This window comes from Enterobacter sp. BWH64, assembly GCF_001037645.1.
GTDB classification, from domain to species: Bacteria; Pseudomonadota; Gammaproteobacteria; order Enterobacterales; family Enterobacteriaceae; genus Enterobacter; species Enterobacter hormaechei_C.
Map to the genome: position 1 here is coordinate 180204 of NZ_KQ089922.1, position 14570 is coordinate 194773.

Annotated in this window: 18 protein-coding genes; 12 read left to right on the forward strand and 6 right to left on the reverse strand. The window is 46.2% G+C overall.

The window, feature by feature from the left end:
• Window positions 1-215 precede the first annotated feature (215 nt).
• The 6 genes from SK50_RS00885 (at window position 216) to SK50_RS00910 (ending at window position 5110) form a co-directional block, all read left to right on the forward strand.
• Window positions 216-482 (forward strand): helix-turn-helix transcriptional regulator, encoded by a 267-nt coding sequence (locus tag SK50_RS00885; protein WP_023323954.1) that lies wholly within the window; start codon window positions 216-218, stop codon window positions 480-482.
• Window positions 479-1030 carry a host cell division inhibitor Icd-like protein gene (locus SK50_RS00890; protein ID WP_048228998.1) on the forward strand — a complete coding sequence of 184 codons (552 nt, stop codon included), beginning with the start codon at window positions 479-481 and terminating at the stop codon, window positions 1028-1030. The genes SK50_RS00885 and SK50_RS00890 overlap by 4 nt, the downstream gene beginning before the upstream one ends.
• Complete coding sequence (locus SK50_RS00895) at window positions 1027-1254, forward strand: hypothetical protein (protein WP_017692848.1); 228 nt, start codon at window positions 1027-1029, stop codon at window positions 1252-1254. The genes SK50_RS00890 and SK50_RS00895 overlap by 4 nt, the downstream gene beginning before the upstream one ends.
• Window positions 1251-1571: a DUF5375 domain-containing protein gene (locus SK50_RS00900; protein ID WP_047721534.1), complete on the forward strand. Its 321-nt coding sequence runs from the start codon at window positions 1251-1253 to the stop codon at window positions 1569-1571. The genes SK50_RS00895 and SK50_RS00900 overlap by 4 nt, the downstream gene beginning before the upstream one ends.
• Window positions 1572-1585: 14 nt before the next feature.
• Window positions 1586-3919, forward strand: coding sequence for a primase-helicase zinc-binding domain-containing protein (locus SK50_RS00905; RefSeq protein WP_048229000.1), 2334 nt, complete (start codon window positions 1586-1588; stop codon window positions 3917-3919).
• Between the two features lie 507 nt (window positions 3920-4426).
• Window positions 4427-5110 (forward strand): HAD family hydrolase, encoded by a 684-nt coding sequence (locus tag SK50_RS00910; protein WP_048229002.1) that lies wholly within the window; start codon window positions 4427-4429, stop codon window positions 5108-5110.
• Here SK50_RS00910 and SK50_RS00915 read toward each other — a convergent pair.
• A complete protein-coding gene (locus SK50_RS00915) occupies window positions 5078-5914 on the reverse strand; it encodes a dCTP deaminase/dUTPase family protein (protein ID WP_032634227.1) in 837 nt (278 codons plus the stop codon). The genes SK50_RS00910 and SK50_RS00915 overlap by 33 nt on opposite strands.
• A gap of 324 nt (window positions 5915-6238) precedes the next feature.
• On the opposite strand from SK50_RS00915, the gene SK50_RS00920 reads away from it, so the two are divergent.
• Entirely contained in the window at window positions 6239-7378 is a 1140-nt protein-coding gene (locus SK50_RS00920; protein WP_053070540.1) for a hypothetical protein, read from the forward strand.
• Window positions 7379-7644: 266 nt separating this feature from the next.
• Here SK50_RS00920 and SK50_RS00925 read toward each other — a convergent pair whose 3' ends face one another.
• Complete coding sequence (locus SK50_RS00925; RefSeq protein WP_032610148.1) at window positions 7645-7836, reverse strand: toxin-antitoxin system HicB family antitoxin; 192 nt, start codon at window positions 7834-7836, stop codon at window positions 7645-7647.
• Between the two features lie 125 nt (window positions 7837-7961).
• On the opposite strand from SK50_RS00925, the gene SK50_RS00930 reads away from it, so the two are divergent.
• The 5 genes from SK50_RS00930 to SK50_RS00945 all read left to right on the forward strand — a co-directional run bounded on the left by SK50_RS00930 (window position 7962) and on the right by SK50_RS00945 (window position 11099).
• The gene (locus SK50_RS00930; protein ID WP_045343881.1) at window positions 7962-8303 is read left to right on the forward strand and encodes a SymE family type I addiction module toxin; all 342 of its coding nucleotides are present in this window, start codon (window positions 7962-7964) and stop codon (window positions 8301-8303) included.
• A 50-nt stretch (window positions 8304-8353) separates the two neighbouring features.
• Entirely contained in the window at window positions 8354-9391 is a 1038-nt protein-coding gene (locus tag SK50_RS00935; protein WP_045343882.1) for a virulence RhuM family protein, read from the forward strand.
• A 263-nt stretch (window positions 9392-9654) separates the two neighbouring features.
• Window positions 9655-10140 carry a type VI secretion system tube protein TssD gene (gene tssD / locus SK50_RS00940; RefSeq protein ID WP_045343883.1) on the forward strand — a complete coding sequence of 162 codons (486 nt, stop codon included), beginning with the start codon at window positions 9655-9657 and terminating at the stop codon, window positions 10138-10140.
• Window positions 10141-10149: 9 nt separating this feature from the next.
• Window positions 10150-10515, forward strand: a complete 366-nt coding sequence (locus SK50_RS22940; RefSeq protein ID WP_071591749.1) for a tlde1 domain-containing protein — start codon at window positions 10150-10152, stop codon at window positions 10513-10515.
• Entirely contained in the window at window positions 10512-11099 is a 588-nt protein-coding gene (locus SK50_RS00945) for a hypothetical protein (RefSeq protein ID WP_023295690.1), read from the forward strand. The genes SK50_RS22940 and SK50_RS00945 overlap by 4 nt, the downstream gene beginning before the upstream one ends.
• A gap of 32 nt (window positions 11100-11131) precedes the next feature.
• On the opposite strand, the gene SK50_RS00950 is transcribed toward SK50_RS00945, so the two are convergent.
• From SK50_RS00950 to SK50_RS00965, 4 genes are all read right to left on the reverse strand, one after another.
• The gene (locus SK50_RS00950; protein WP_017383639.1) at window positions 11132-11575 is read right to left on the reverse strand and encodes a GNAT family N-acetyltransferase; all 444 of its coding nucleotides are present in this window, start codon (window positions 11573-11575) and stop codon (window positions 11132-11134) included.
• 48 nt (window positions 11576-11623) lie between these two features.
• Window positions 11624-12394, reverse strand: coding sequence for a GlxA family transcriptional regulator (locus tag SK50_RS00955; protein WP_223230145.1), 771 nt, complete (start codon window positions 12392-12394; stop codon window positions 11624-11626).
• A gap of 353 nt (window positions 12395-12747) precedes the next feature.
• Window positions 12748-13227 carry a hypothetical protein gene (locus tag SK50_RS00960; RefSeq protein ID WP_045343884.1) on the reverse strand — a complete coding sequence of 160 codons (480 nt, stop codon included), beginning with the start codon at window positions 13225-13227 and terminating at the stop codon, window positions 12748-12750.
• A gap of 1 nt (window position 13228) precedes the next feature.
• On the reverse strand, window positions 13229-14017 hold the full coding sequence (locus tag SK50_RS00965; RefSeq protein ID WP_023295687.1) for a winged helix-turn-helix domain-containing protein: 789 nt from the start codon (window positions 14015-14017) through the stop codon (window positions 13229-13231).
• Window positions 14018-14570: the final 553 nt, after the last annotated feature.

The window sequence follows — 14570 nt, forward strand, 5'->3', positions numbered from 1 at the left end:
AAAAATGTATAACTAAAAGCAATAGAAATTGCTGCATTGTAATGCAGTGATTTGCATATCTTTGCCAGCGTTTGCCTTTGTTTGCCAGAGCGAAAAGTCAATGTTTGTTTCCCCGAAAATCTCACATGACCTGAGGAAAAATATAGACATAATAAGGAGCTACCCGAAGCCGGACGGACATGACCGGCACTGTATGGACTTTATGAGGTAGCCCGATGCACACCGCTTTTTCTTCCCCGTCTTCTGCCCCTGCCACCCCACTGATGCCGGTTTCTGATGCCGTTCAGGAACGCTTTCTCCGCCTGCCCGAAGTGATGCATCTGTGCGGCCTGTCCCGGTCAACCATTTACGACCTCATCAGCCGCGAGGCCTTCCCGAAACAAATCAGCCTGGGCGGCAAAAACGTGGCGTGGGCGCAGTCTGAAATCACCGCATGGATGGCAGATCGCATTGCCGAACGCAACCGGGGCTATGACGCATGATGATGACCGTTCAGCGTTCAGCCCCTTTTTCTGGCTTGCTTCCTGTCGTCGTTTCCAGGTATAGTTTTCACGCTGTCGCAAAATCGGCAGCCGGGCGTAGGAACCCGAGTTACTCAATGGCGACACCAGACGCGCCATGCGTCTTTTTTTACGTCGTTGCTCAGGCACACCCATTTTTCGGGCTGTGGTGCTTATACCTTAGCCCCTGTCAGATAATGGTGATCCGGGCGGGGCAGCCTTCGGGCTGGCCGGTATTCATTGAGGCCGGTATTCCTACCCCCGTCCGGGTCACCACCCATGAGCGTAGGAACTCCGGTGGTGGCAATAACCGCTACTCAATGGAGGTTGCCATCATGGCTACTACCCTAACCCCGTCACACCCGCAGTTTGTCTTTGTGTTTGCCGCCGTTCGTCGCGCAGACCGTAAACCCCGTATCTGTATGCTCCGCACCGTTGCCAGTGATGAACACGCTGCACGTCGTTCCCTCGTTCGCGATTACGTCCTCTCGTTTGCCGGCCGTCTGCCGGTTGCGGAGGTGCGCGCATGAGACACACCACCATTACCGCCCGTGACCTCGAATGCCTTGAGCACATGCGCAATGTCGGCCAGCTCGTCAATGAGCTGATGCAGGTACAGGATTGCGCCACCGTTCGTCGTGATCCTGCGCAGCAGTCGCAACTCACCTCCGTGATTTACCTTATGACCGCCCAGCTCGACGGCGTGGTAGAGCGCTGCAATCAGCGCTGGCTGACCGGGGAGGGCAACGTATGAAAAAGCCATTACCGCCCGTATTACGCGCCGCGCTGTATCGTCGCGCCGTGGCCTGTGCATGGCTGACGGTATGCGAACGCCAGCGCCGCTACCCAAACCTCACCCTCGATGCGCTGGAAAGTGCGATTGCCGACGAGCTGGAGGGCTTCTACCTGCGCCAGCACGGCGAGGAAAAAGGGCGTCAGATTGCCTGTGCACTGCTGGAAGATTTAATGGAAGCCGGACCACTCAAGGCCGCGCCCTCACTGTCCTTTCTCGGGCTGGCCGTGATGGATGAACTCTGCGCCCGTCACATTCAATCGCCTGTTGTGCACTGAGGGAGAAAATAACGATGAAAATGAACGTAACGGAAACCGTAAAACAGGCGTGCGGCCACTGGCCGCGCATTCTCCCGGCGCTGGGCGTGAAGGTGATTAAAAACCGGCATCAGGCCTGTCCGGTATGCGGTGGCTCTGACCGTTTCCGCTTTGACGATAAAGAGGGGCGAGGCACATGGTTCTGCAACCAGTGCGGTGCGGGTGACGGTCTTAAGCTGGTCGAGAAAGTGTTCGGCGTGACCGCATCAGAGGCCGCCGGAAAGGTGGATGCCGTGACCGGCAACCTGCCACCGGTTGCCCCCGAAGTGATTGTGGCCGCAGAGGCTGAAACCGAAGCAGACCGCAAAGCGGCGGCCGCGCTGGCCGTCAGACTGATGGAGAAAACCCGCACGGCCAGCGGCAACGCCTATCTGACCCGCAAGGGATTTCCCGGTCATGAATGTGTCATGCTGACGGCCACACATAAAACCGGCGGCGTGATGTTCCGCGCCGATGATGTGGTTGTCCCGCTGTATGACGATACCGGCGCACTGGTTAACCTTCAGCTTATCAATTCTGAGGGGCTCAAACGCACCCTGAAAGGCGGGGCGGTAAAAGGAGCGAGCCATACCATCGAAGGGAAAAAACAGGCTGGAAAACGCCTGTGGATTGCAGAAGGCTATGCGACCGCACTCACCGTGCATCACCTGACCGGCGAAACCGTTATGGTGGCGCTGTCGTCCGTGAACCTCCTTTCTCTGGCGAGCCTTGCCCGTCAGAAACACCCGGCCTGTCAGATTGTCCTCGCTGCTGACCGTGACCTTAACGGCGATGGTCAGACAAAAGCCGCCGCGGCCGCAGAAACCTGTGAGGGCGTTGTTGCCCTGCCGCCGGTGTTTGGTGACTGGAATGATGCGTTTATGCAGAATGGCGGGGAGGCCACGCGAAAAGCGATTTATGACGCCATCCGGCCACCGGCACAAAGCCCGTTCGACACCATGAGCGAGGCGGAATTTACCGCCATGAGCGCCAGCGACAAGGCTCTGCGGGTGCATGAGCATTACGGCGAAGCGCTGGCGGTGGATGCGAACGGCCAGCTCCTGTCCCGTTATGAAGCAGGGATATGGAAAGTCGTTCAGCCGTCCAGTTTCGAACGCGACGTAGCCGGGCTTTTCCAGCGCCTGCGCGCCCCGTTCTCGTCGGGGAGAATCACCTCAGTGGTGGAGACGCTGAAGCTGATTATTCCTCAGCAGGCCGCACCGGCACGCCGTCTGATTGGTTTTCGCAACGGGGTACTCGATACCCGGAGCGGCCTGTTCAGCCCGCACAGCAAATCGTACTGGCTGCGCACGCTCTGCGACGTGGATTTTACTCCGCCGGTCGAGGGGGAAACGCTGGAAACCCATGCCCCTAATTTCTGGCGCTGGCTCGACCGTGCTGCCGGTAGCAGACCAGAAAAACGCGACGTGATTCTGGCCGCGCTGTTTATGGTGCTGGCAAACCGCTACGACTGGCAGCTCTTTCTCGAAGTCACCGGTCCGGGTGGGAGTGGCAAAAGCATTCTCGCCGAAATTGCGACCCTGCTCGCCGGAGAGGATAACGCCACGTCGGCCGACATCGACACGCTGGAAGACCCGCGCAAGCGTGCCTCCCTGATTGGCTTCTCGCTGATACGTCTGCCTGACCAGGAAAAATGGAGCGGTGACGGCGCAGGGCTGAAGGCCATCACCGGCGGTGATGCGGTCTCGGTTGACCCGAAATACCAGAACCCGTATTCAACACATATTCCGGCGGTGATTCTGGCCGTCAACAATAACCCGATGCGCTTCACCGACCGCAGCGGCGGCGTCTCCCGTCGCCGGGTGATTATTCATTTCCCGGAGCAGATTGCCCCGGAAGAACGCGACCCGCAGCTCAGGGATAAAATTGCGCGCGAGCTGGCCGTTATCGTGCGTCAGCTTATGCAGCAGTTCAGCAACCCGATGACCGCCCGCGCACTGCTCCAGTCGCAGCAGAACTCCGACGAGGCACTCAGCATCAAGCGCGATGCTGACCCGACGTTTGATTTTTGCGGCTATCTGGAAATGCTGCCGCAGACCAACGGGATGTTTATGGGTAATGCCAGCATCGTCCCGCGTAATTACCGTAAATATCTTTATCACGCGTATCTGGCCTATATGGAGGCTAACGGGTACAGGAACGTGCTCAGCCTGAAAATGTTCGGGCTGGGGTTGCCCATGATGCTGAAAGAGTACGGCCTGAATTATGAAAAGCGGCACACGAAGCAGGGGATACAGACCAACCTGTCACTGAAAGAGGAAAGCTACGGCGACTGGCTGCCGAAATGCGACGAACCCGCAGCGACATAACCTTACTCAGACCGGCAACAGCCGGTCTTTTCCTTTCTGACCGTTGCCACAAGGTGAACAATCCACTGTTCACCCTTCACCGTATATTCACCCTGTATCACCATGAAATTACTGATAAAAAACCAGAGGTGAACAGTGTGAACAGTAAAACCTAAAAAAACTTTTTACCCCACCACCTTCGCATTTCCGCAATCTATGTTCAGGGCAGGACATCGACTAGCAGAGAGTAGTTTAATATAAAAACAATTCTTAAACCGGATTTCTTAGTTTTCATCAAATACGTCAAGTACTTAATAAATAGACTTTATGGGGATATTTAAAAATTAATTTTCAAAAAATAATTGAATTGTATTCAAACCATCACCACAAAATGCAATATTTAAAAACCACCATAATAATCTGAGCATATTCCTGCATAATATATTAAAAAAGAACCACCTTTATTACAATATACTTGGTGATATTTATATGCTATGATTAAGAATGAGAATAATTTTTGGGGGCATTATGAAAATTTGTTTTTTCGATATGGAGGGAACTTTACTCAAAAAGAATTTATCTTTAGATAATGGGAAGGTGGCGCCAAGTGCATGGACAGTTCTTGCAAAAGAAATCAGCGAAGCCTGTTATATTGAAGAAGAAAAAACAAAAGATTTATGGCTAACAAATAAATACATCAGTTATACGCAATGGATGAAGGAGACAGTAGAAATACAAATTAAGCACGGAATGAATAAAACTCATCTACAAACAGTTTTATCTCAAGCAGAATTACAAAAAGGTGCTGTGGAGCTTATTCAGTTTTTGAAAAAAAAAGGATATTTAACAGTATTGATATCAGGTGGATTTAAAGAACTAGCAGACCTAACTCAACGTAAGCTTAAAATAGACCATGCGTATAGTGCTTGTGAGTACTTCTTCGATAAAAATGGTAGTGTTGAGCATTTTAATCTATTACCAACGGATGAGGAAGGTAAATTAGTTTTTATGAAACACCTTGCATCAGAATATAATTCAGAGCTTGAAAATTGCATTTTTATTGGTGATGGTAAAAATGATGTATTTATTGCCAAAAATGTAGGTACATCTATAGCCTTTAATGCACAAAAGGAATTAAAAGATGTAGCTACATTTATTGTTGACCAAGAAAGTCCAGATCTATCTGCGATTATTAACATTATTAGTTATTAATGGCTTTTCATTGGCATCGACTTTAGCCTGGAGAGTCTTTAATTGATCTTCTAGGCTACTTATCTTTTCTTCTGATTTAATCTTGTATTCATGAAAATCTTTTAAATCATAACTATAAGCAAAAAACATGTCCCTACCAATCGGAAGAAGTGACAAAACCAGCCCAACTACTGCAATTACCACTCCAATTTTAGTTATTGAAATGCTATTTAATTTTTCAGTCAACTCCTTACTAATTTGCTCTTTAAGAACTACTGGCTCTAAAAATGTTTTAGGGAATTTGGCTATATCCGAGGAACAGTAAGATTTATATTTTTTATACTCTTTTTTAACATTATAAGCATTGGAGTCAGGAGGTGTTGGGTTATAGTTCGTATTTTTATCTATTTCATGAAAGACAACTCTAAAGAAGGATTTATCCACTTCATTATTAGTAATCGGTAGATATTCCTCAACTGCCGAAAAATTAATCAGCAAGGTAGAAATAGGACCATTGTAATTTGAATCAATTATCCCAGTATTAAGGGCGAGGAACCCCCTCTTTGATAAAGTGTTTTTCAAAAAAACATACGCAACAAAACCTTCCGGAACGTGTAATATTTCCTCCGATATTACAAAGACTGAATCCTGTGGTTTCAAAATAACCCGCCCAAGAGACTGAACATTATTTTTATCGTCCTTATAAAGAACCTCTCTAATTGTGAGATCCACACTTGATTTATTAGAATAATCCTTTGTTATCCTTTTATTTTTCCTGTTACAGACAAAACCAAGTTCTATTGCCTTTTGAGCACTGATTTGCATCTTTCACCTAACCTAAATTATTATTAATTCTCTATATGATTAAACTAGTTATAAGATATCAATTAGATATTTCCAATAGTTTTTGTAAATTAATGCTAAAAATCACCTGGTCAACAGGTCAACACTGTGTATAGAAAAGTGTATAAAGACATTGGAGATACAAGATAAATAACTTATAGATCATATAATTACACCTCAGATAAGACTCCTGTGATCTTCCGCCAAAATTTTAAATTCCCCCCATAAAATTCATTAGAAATTTAACTATCCTTCCTAAATATATTATTATAACACCCACTATCATTGAAATTAAGAATTAATAAAATGAGAATTACTAAAGCCAGAATTAACACAATTCGTTTTATTATCTCTGAATCCATGAGAATTGACGATGAGATTTTAAAAGCATTGAAAAATAAAAATTACAATGAATTTCATCAAAAAGAGTATGGGGAAGGGTTGGCTGGATTAGGCATGTCTATAAGCTCACCGAATGATTTCACAGAAGAATATAAACATGACCCAAGAAGAGAAATAAAACTTTCTAACAAATCTAAATCTGCCATACTTCATATGCTAAATGAACTCATTAAAGAAGTAAACTTAGAGATGAACTCAACAACCAATGAGTTTTATATTGAATTTAAAAAGATATTTTATAATCATTTCTTTCTTGGTGATGGAAATATAGATCATGATGGTTGTCTTAAAATACTTAATGAAGTGGTCAATAGAATAAAAGACAGTCTACTCGACGAAGATTTTTATTTCCCGATACTAGCCAACGGTCTAGAAAAAGATGAGATAAATTTAGGTATCGCTTCGATCATTCCCAAAGAAAACATCTTCTCGGATATCCAACCCAATTTTACAACCGACGTAATTGAACTAGCCGAAGAGTTTTGTAATTCACAATTACATCCTTATAAACACTTCCTTAAAATAACCATAAAAAACTGCTCTAAAGAGAGAAGGAAGTATTTATCTAAGCAAATCGCCAACTTTATCGTTGGAATAATACAATTATTTAGTGAACATTTTCACATAGATTCAGACGTGGTTGCTTTATCATTAAACCCGTATCCTAACTACGAGTCCTTTTACATTACAAATAATGATGATGGATACAATTATTGTTTTTCGAGCAAAGGAACAATTGTTCATAGCGCAGTGTTTTGGCAAAAATTCAAACAAGAGAATGCATCAGAACTTGGTAGCATAATAAAACAGATTATAATTCATGCAACAACCCCAAAATCGAATCCCATTTTAGTGGATAGGCTTATAGATGCAATATTTATTTTTAGAAGTGCAATGCAAGATAATGATGACTCATCAAAAATCGTAAAACTAACTACAGCACTTGAACGCCTTGTAAACACACAAAAAGATAACATCACTTCCACATTTATAAATAGAGTTACACTTCTGCTGAATATGTACCATAAAGACAACAGCGACTGAAGTAGCATAGCAAAAGAAATGTATAACTATCGCTCAGAAATCGTACATGGTTCGTGGTCACTTTATCGTCAAACAAAACCGTTATATGCCGGCCGATATAGTGAACTTACCAGCAAAGCTCTTATATCAGCATGTATAGGTTTCTTTCACGTTGGCTTAAAAAGAGAGGATGACATAAAGTTAATTAATTCTTTTTATGATTATCTTTCCAAAAATAACCAATCCTAACTTACATACCTAACCTTCAATCAGTAATTAAATCACATTCACCCTCTTGGTTCTTTTCCTTTCTTCCTTAGCGCTTCCCTCGCTAGTTCTTTCAACCAACTAGCAAGACTCACCCCTTCCTCAGCCGCTACCGCATCCAACTGTTCCTTCAATGCCGGATCAATACGCATCTTAAACTGCGGAGATTGTCCGCCGCCTTTTGGTTTTTTTTCGCGCGATATGATTGACATGAGGCCACCTATCCACCTACTCTGACACACATAGGAGGCCACCTAATCCTCCTGTATTAGCAACGCTCCGAAGTGCGGGAACACAACCGGAGCGTCTAACCTCACCAACTATCAAGGAGTTGATTATGGCTGATTCGCATTCTACCCCAGACACCGACCAATCCGGAACCGAGCGTTCGTTAATTGTGGGTTACCGCCCGAATGTTTACGACAAATCTACACCAAAAATCATCCTTTCCGGCAAGTGGCTGCGCGCGGCTGGGTTTGATACCGGACAGCAGGTCACGGTAAAGGTCATGAAAGGATGCATCGTTCTGGTGGCGTATAACGAGCAGGAGCAGAAGTTGCTAGATGATTATAAAAGGACGAAGGCCAAGCTCACTGAGATAGAGGACGCACTTGCAGCGATCCAAATTCCACATGCTGGAAAGCGCCTCGCAAAATCAAATACAAACCACCTGGCTTAGCGGCTGTTTCTGGCATACTACCTGCCTGGTGCATTAGATGTGGAGGCGACATGGCAGATAAAGACGTAATCCAATCCCCGGCAGGCGAATTTGTTATGTTTGCCAGTGATGATGGAACGGTTCGCATCACATGTCGCTTTGAACATGAAACACTCTGGCTGTCGCAAGCAGCCATTGCGTCTCTTTACCAGGTCACCCCTCAAGCTATTACTCAGCATATTAAAGCTATTTACGAAGAAGGTGAGCTTGAACAAAAAGCAACTTGTAAGGCTTACTTACAAGTTCAGCAAGAAGGTCAGCGCAAGGTCAATCGCAACACACTTCACTATAGCCTGCCCGTCATTCTCGCCATCGGCTATCGCGTCCGATCCACGCGAGGTACACAGTTCCGCCAGTGGGCCACCCAAACGCTCCAGGAGTACCTGGTTAAAGGCTTCGTTATGGACGACGAGCGCCTGAAAAATCCGCCTGTAGGATCTTCCGCCGTCCCTGACTATTTCGATGAAATGCTGGAACGCATTCGCGATATACGTGCCAGCGAACGCCGGGTCTACCTTCGCGTGAGGGAGATTTTCGCATTAGCTGCTGACTATCAGCCGTCGCTCAAAGAAACCACGCAATTCTTTCAGACCATCCAGAATAAACTGCATTTTGCCTGCACTGGGCACACCGCTGCTGAGTTGATTCACCAACGTGCGGACGCCACTCAACCGCATATGGGGCTGACCAGCTATAAATGCGAAGAAGTCCGTAAAAGCGATGTCACCACCGCAAAAAATTATCTGTCTCAGGATGAGGTGAGCGAGCTTAATCGCGTCGTTAATATGTGGCTCGATTTTGCCGAAGATCAGGCCAAACGCCGCAAGCAGGTATTTTTACGAGACTGGCAAACCAAGCTCGATCAGTTTCTGCAATTTAATGACCGGGACGTTTTAGAAGGAGCAGGCAAAATCAGCAAGAAAACGGCTGATGAAAAGGCGTGCTCAGAATACCTCGAGTTTGAAAAAAAGCAGCGCCTGCTGAAAGAAGCCGAAGGTAAGAAAGATATCGCCGGCTTATTAAAATGGGATAAGCAGGCTAAGCGCTAATCCCGGCATAGGTTCATTATTTAATGATATTCATCATTTCAATATTTGATGCTTTTTTTAGTGACTATTATTCTTGCGATGGAAGAATAGTCATAAATCAACCTTATAAATTTTTAAACATCAATTGATACCATCCATATCTCGCAACTACAACTTTCTATTAAACCAACCAAAATTCTTTAACATTCCTGTTTTGAAATGAAAGTCACAATTTAAATCCATAATGAAGAGTAGTTTCCCTCAGTCTATAAAAGGAGATTGAGATGGCTATACCTGTTTACTTATGGCTCGAGGATGATTCAGGCCGGAGGATTAATGGTTCTGTCGATATAAAAGATCGCGAAGGTTCAATAGAAGTGATTGAATTTATGCATTCTATAGAACAACCTATAGATAAATTCTCCGGTAAAATCACTGCAAAACGCATTTGTAGTACCTATGCATTCATGAAAGAGATTGATTCATCATCCTCTTATCTATACAAAGCCTTATGCACTGGGCAAACACTTAAAAAAGCAGAGTTCATATTTTACAGAATCAACTATAACGGACTTGAAGAGGCTTACTTTAAGACAACTTTAGAAAATGCAAGAGTAGTTCAAATTGAACCACTCATGTTTGACATTAAACTACCACAAAACGAACGCTATACACATTGTGAATATGTAGATCTAACATATGAAAAAAAAACATGGCATTACATAGATGGAAACATCATTCATTCTGATACCTGGAAGGAACGCGCTTAAGGAGAAAGTATGTCCTGGGAATATAATATAAAAGAGCACAAATTTTATCTTGATGGTGTTTATCAGTTCGATGCAGATTATGCAGGAGCAAGTGGTTACAAAAACGATCCATCTCAAGAATGTGTAAAAAACAGTGGGCCTCTACCTCGAGGGAAATACACAATTGGTTCCCCTCATAATTCTGCCCACACAGGAAAATATACCCTCAGCCTCACGCCCTACCCGACAAATGATATGTGTGGCAGAGACTCATTTAAAATTCATGGTAAAAGCAGTTTGCACCCTGATGACTCTTCAGAGGGCTGCATTATTGTTCCTTTGAGTGCGAGAAGAAGCATCTGGAAAAGCAACGATACGGTGTTGATTGTCAAATGAAGCGTTTAATTTGTTCATTGCCATTACTCGTTGCAGTCAGTTCGCATGTCTCAGCATCTGAAATGACCGGCTTCGCAACACAGTATTACGATGAAGACGGCTCGCTGACGGAAATTTCAACCATAGTGCCCCTTTCCCCGACCATCACGATCGGCAAGAAAACGGTTCAGATGGAAGTTACTCATCTGTCTCAGATTTTCAGTACATACGTGGAGAAAGACAGCTCCGCGCACTGGATCTGCCTTCATGACGACGATGGCACCAATTATTGGTTCATTTCAGATAACGAAATGGGTGCAGGGCTGTTAACTGCGCTAGCCATATCCAGGGATGGCATCCATAAAGAATGTGTGAATACAACGGAACGAGTCAGTGTCTCAGTCTCTGGCGTTCCATTGTTAAATGCCACTCACGGGGATTTAGTTGAATTGTTCGGCAAAAAAGCAATCGGCAACAGAAAAAAGATCCTGCTTTATCAGGAGACACCTGTACAGGATGGATTTGTTCAGAACAATACCGTCTCTTATTACTTTGATGGCGAAAAATTGCGCGGCGTAATTATCGGGCAAATAACCAGTAACTAGCTTGCAGGCTCCCTCTTTTACAGAAGAGGGCGTTAAGCCTGTCCACTCAACCGCATATGCAACAGCGGAAACGGATTCCCCTGCCCATCCAGTTCCGAGCGCCCGACCTGCTCAAACCCCATATGACGATAAAACGCCACCCCCTGCGGATTCTGCTCGTTCACATCCACTTCATTTACGCCGAATTCTGCAATGGCATATTGCAGCAGCATTTTCCCGATACCCTTCCCCCGGCTCGCATCATCCACAAACAGCATTTCAATGCGATTTTTATCCACGCCCAAAAAGCCGTGAATAATACCCACGTCATCCCGGGCAATCACAACCCTGAGATTAGGCAAATATGCGTTGAGCAATAACGGACGCAGCGCCGCGATATCGCTTTCCTGCAAAAAGCGGTGCGTGGCGCGAACGGACGACTCCCAGACTGCGACGAGGCGTTCAAATTGTGAGGGGTGTGCGGCTTCTATTTTCATGATGATATTCCGGTTGAGTAAAGTTTCAGGGCAGCAATGTAATGATATTCAGCTCTGCGACGTGCGCCACACGCCAGGCGTACAACCATACTCCGTCTGAAAATGACGAATAAAGTGCGCGCAGTCGCTGAACCCCATCCGCTGCGCAATATCCGTCACGCTTTGCTGTGAGTTCTTCAGCAGCCAGCAAGCATAGCGCAGTCTGGCGCTGCGGATAAATTCGCGGGCCGTTTTGCCGAATTCTGCGTGGAACAGTCGGTTGAGCTGGCGTTCACTCAATGCCACTTCTCGCGCAAGCCCGGCGGTGGTGAGCGGCCGGGTCAGGAACTGTTCTATCAGCATGACGGCGCGGCGCAACCGCGAGTCAGGGATAAGCGCAAAATTCGCCGGACGCGGGGTGGCAATTTCATGCGGAACGAGCGACAAACGCTGACAGGTGGTGCTGGCGATATCATCCCCGGCATGGGCGCGGATAAGCTCAGTTGCCAGCGTCAGGGTGGAAATACCGCCCGGGCAGGTCAGCACATCGCCATCGTCGATGAAATCATACCCTTGCTCAGCATAAACCAGCGGGAAAGCCTGCCGAAATGCATCAAGGTGGAAAGGATGGATGGACGCTCGTCGTTCATTCAGCAATCCTTCCTGTGCGAGGACAAAACTGCCGGTGCCAATGCCAATGAGCGGAACCCCGGCATGGTGGGCATGTGCCAGATACGCTTTATCCCCCTGATACCCTAAGTCCAGATACTGCAATTCACCGCCGATAACAGCAAGGTAGTTAAAACTGTCCGGCGGCGCATGGGGGGAATCAGGTCTCATGATAATCCCCGCATTGCTGATAATCGGGATATCAGGAAATTCACTTATCAGGCTGATTTTAAATGCTAATTTATCCTGCGCTTTCGCTGCATAACGCAGCGCCTCCAGCAACCCGGAGACGGCCAGAAGTGAATAACGGGGCCATAATATCAACCCAATATGCAGACACTTTTCCGGTACTGATTTCCCCCCATCGGAGGAGTCAAATACACTTTTCATTTACTTGCCAAATTTAAAATTAATTACATTATCGCAACATGATCTGTCGCACTTTATATTTCTAAGATAATCCTGATATTTTAAATCAAGCATAAATGAGACGGGAGGAAAATATAATGTTTTTCTCGTTTATATCATTCTTTTTTTGAACCACGACACACATATGTCGGTAATGTTCCTAAGGTAAAGATATAGTTACCATTATGTTGTTCATTGATCCGCATATAAATACTCTTGCCCGGATAGACAAAAAATTGCGGTTCATATTTTTCCAGCCAGCTGTCGTCGACATTATCGTCCGGGAACGTCATATTTTTTTCTGACGTCAGCAAATAGAGATGATCTTGTCTCTCCACCCGAAAGGAAATTTTCCTGTCGATGGTTTTACCCGGATCGCTCTTTGCCCGGCCATTCATGCTCAGGGTGCCGAATTTCCCGTCGAAGGTGTAATTCAGCCAGACCGCCAGCGTCTCATCCGGATGGTGCTGTACCAGATTAGCCTGGCATGAAAAAGGCTGAACGTAAGTTCGGTGCCACAGGTAATAGCCCGTCAGCACGCCTGCCGTGACGAGGCCCGTCACGATGATATACAGCATCTGCCGAAAACGAGTCATGCTAGCTATCCTTCAGGAAATAATCAGATATACAGCGGTTCGGTTCTTTCATTGGCCGGTCGCAGCGAATAACCGACGCACGAGGAAGCAGAGCGTACCAGCTGATGTAAACCCAGGGATATTGCGCGCATTCAGCCTTGAATTGTTCCACATAGGTCAGCGCGGAAGCGCGTTCAGCGTGGGTCTGAATGTCGTTCGCAAGATAAACGCGACAGGCTCCGACGGATGCCGCAAAACGGTAATCCTCAACAAAACGGTTTTCTGTGGCGTTCATATATCCCGTCACGCCTGCCCCGGCCAGGACGATCAATAGACCCATGACAACAGCCAGCCAGCGCGTGGGCTTCCTGGCAACGGGCGTTGCTGGCTCGGAGGGTGCAGAGACCTCCTCGATCGCTGGCGCCTCCACACATTGTCCCTCTGCGGGTTGAGGCGCGACGGGTGAAGACTCTCTGACGGTTATTTGCGTGTCGCTTGCCAGCGTCAACCCAATCCGCGGAATGGTAACGATAGGGTCAGTTTCAAAACCAATCTTTTTGAGCCCTTTGCGCAGGATGGAGATGTTCTGGTAATAGGTATTGGAGGAGACAAGCATGCCGCGGCTTTGCCAGACAATATCAAGGAACTCTTGCTGAGTGACAATCGACCCCGCTCTGTCGATTAATAACAACAGGCATCGGCCTGCTGGCGAATTTAACACAACCACACGGTCAGGATTGTTGATATCACGTAACGTGCTGGCCGCAGGATGAAATTCGACGATATTATTTATAATGTAATGCTTATGCATAGGGGCAGTATGAATTCTCCGGTTAACAGATGTTGAACCTGGGTCACCGCATGTATGGGATGACATTCACGTCGGGATTAATGTGACTGATTAACGTCATGCTGTATATCTTCGCCATTGGCGAAAAATCTTAATTTATATTTCATCCCTTAAGCTTCACTGAACCTGCATAAGAACTCAACCCTTGTAGAATGCGGCTTGCAGAGCCGCTTCATCCGCGATCATCCTCATTATGATGTTTTGTGAAGTGAATTTCCGCTCCACAGAAGTATCTGACTACAGGCAGCATCTCATTTATCAGGGCCTCATCTTTTGGCGCACTCCTCGCCTCTTGACATTGACAAATATCTACATAAAAAAACATTGTACGCCACGGACATGCGTGTCTGAAATATTCAGCATCCTTAAGCCTTAAGTTTTCTCAACCTGACCAATATCAATAACTTACATGGTTTTTGTATGCTTTTAAGCCACCTTTCTATCAGTTTTTATCGATGATACCATTCGTAAATTGTTATTCCCCGTCAGCAACTTCACACCCGCACTGACACCA

What these genes read in the sequence shown, in the direction of transcription:
- SK50_RS00960 (WP_045343884.1), bottom strand. Translation starts at nt 13,227, where the DNA reads ATGACTCGTTTTCGGCAGATGCTGTATATCATCGTGACGGGCCTCGTC.
- SK50_RS00955 (WP_223230145.1), bottom strand. Translation starts at nt 12,394, where the DNA reads ATGAGACCTGATTCCCCCCATGCGCCGCCGGACAGTTTTAACTACCTT.
- SK50_RS00885 (WP_023323954.1), top strand. Translation starts at nt 216, where the DNA reads ATGCACACCGCTTTTTCTTCCCCGTCTTCTGCCCCTGCCACCCCACTG.
- SK50_RS00915 (WP_032634227.1), bottom strand. Translation starts at nt 5,914, where the DNA reads ATGCAAATCAGTGCTCAAAAGGCAATAGAACTTGGTTTTGTCTGTAAC.
- SK50_RS00920 (WP_053070540.1), top strand. Translation starts at nt 6,239, where the DNA reads ATGAGAATTACTAAAGCCAGAATTAACACAATTCGTTTTATTATCTCT.
- SK50_RS00895 (WP_017692848.1), top strand. Translation starts at nt 1,027, where the DNA reads ATGAGACACACCACCATTACCGCCCGTGACCTCGAATGCCTTGAGCAC.
- SK50_RS00900 (WP_047721534.1), top strand. Translation starts at nt 1,251, where the DNA reads ATGAAAAAGCCATTACCGCCCGTATTACGCGCCGCGCTGTATCGTCGC.
- SK50_RS00925 (WP_032610148.1), bottom strand. Translation starts at nt 7,836, where the DNA reads ATGTCAATCATATCGCGCGAAAAAAAACCAAAAGGCGGCGGACAATCT.
- SK50_RS00910 (WP_048229002.1), top strand. Translation starts at nt 4,427, where the DNA reads ATGAAAATTTGTTTTTTCGATATGGAGGGAACTTTACTCAAAAAGAAT.
- SK50_RS00935 (WP_045343882.1), top strand. Translation starts at nt 8,354, where the DNA reads ATGGCAGATAAAGACGTAATCCAATCCCCGGCAGGCGAATTTGTTATG.
- SK50_RS00890 (WP_048228998.1), top strand. Translation starts at nt 479, where the DNA reads ATGATGATGACCGTTCAGCGTTCAGCCCCTTTTTCTGGCTTGCTTCCT.
- tssD (WP_045343883.1), top strand. Translation starts at nt 9,655, where the DNA reads ATGGCTATACCTGTTTACTTATGGCTCGAGGATGATTCAGGCCGGAGG.
- SK50_RS00930 (WP_045343881.1), top strand. Translation starts at nt 7,962, where the DNA reads ATGGCTGATTCGCATTCTACCCCAGACACCGACCAATCCGGAACCGAG.
- SK50_RS00965 (WP_023295687.1), bottom strand. Translation starts at nt 14,017, where the DNA reads ATGCATAAGCATTACATTATAAATAATATCGTCGAATTTCATCCTGCG.
- SK50_RS00950 (WP_017383639.1), bottom strand. Translation starts at nt 11,575, where the DNA reads ATGAAAATAGAAGCCGCACACCCCTCACAATTTGAACGCCTCGTCGCA.
- SK50_RS00905 (WP_048229000.1), top strand. Translation starts at nt 1,586, where the DNA reads ATGAAAATGAACGTAACGGAAACCGTAAAACAGGCGTGCGGCCACTGG.
- SK50_RS00945 (WP_023295690.1), top strand. Translation starts at nt 10,512, where the DNA reads ATGAAGCGTTTAATTTGTTCATTGCCATTACTCGTTGCAGTCAGTTCG.
- SK50_RS22940 (WP_071591749.1), top strand. Translation starts at nt 10,150, where the DNA reads ATGTCCTGGGAATATAATATAAAAGAGCACAAATTTTATCTTGATGGT.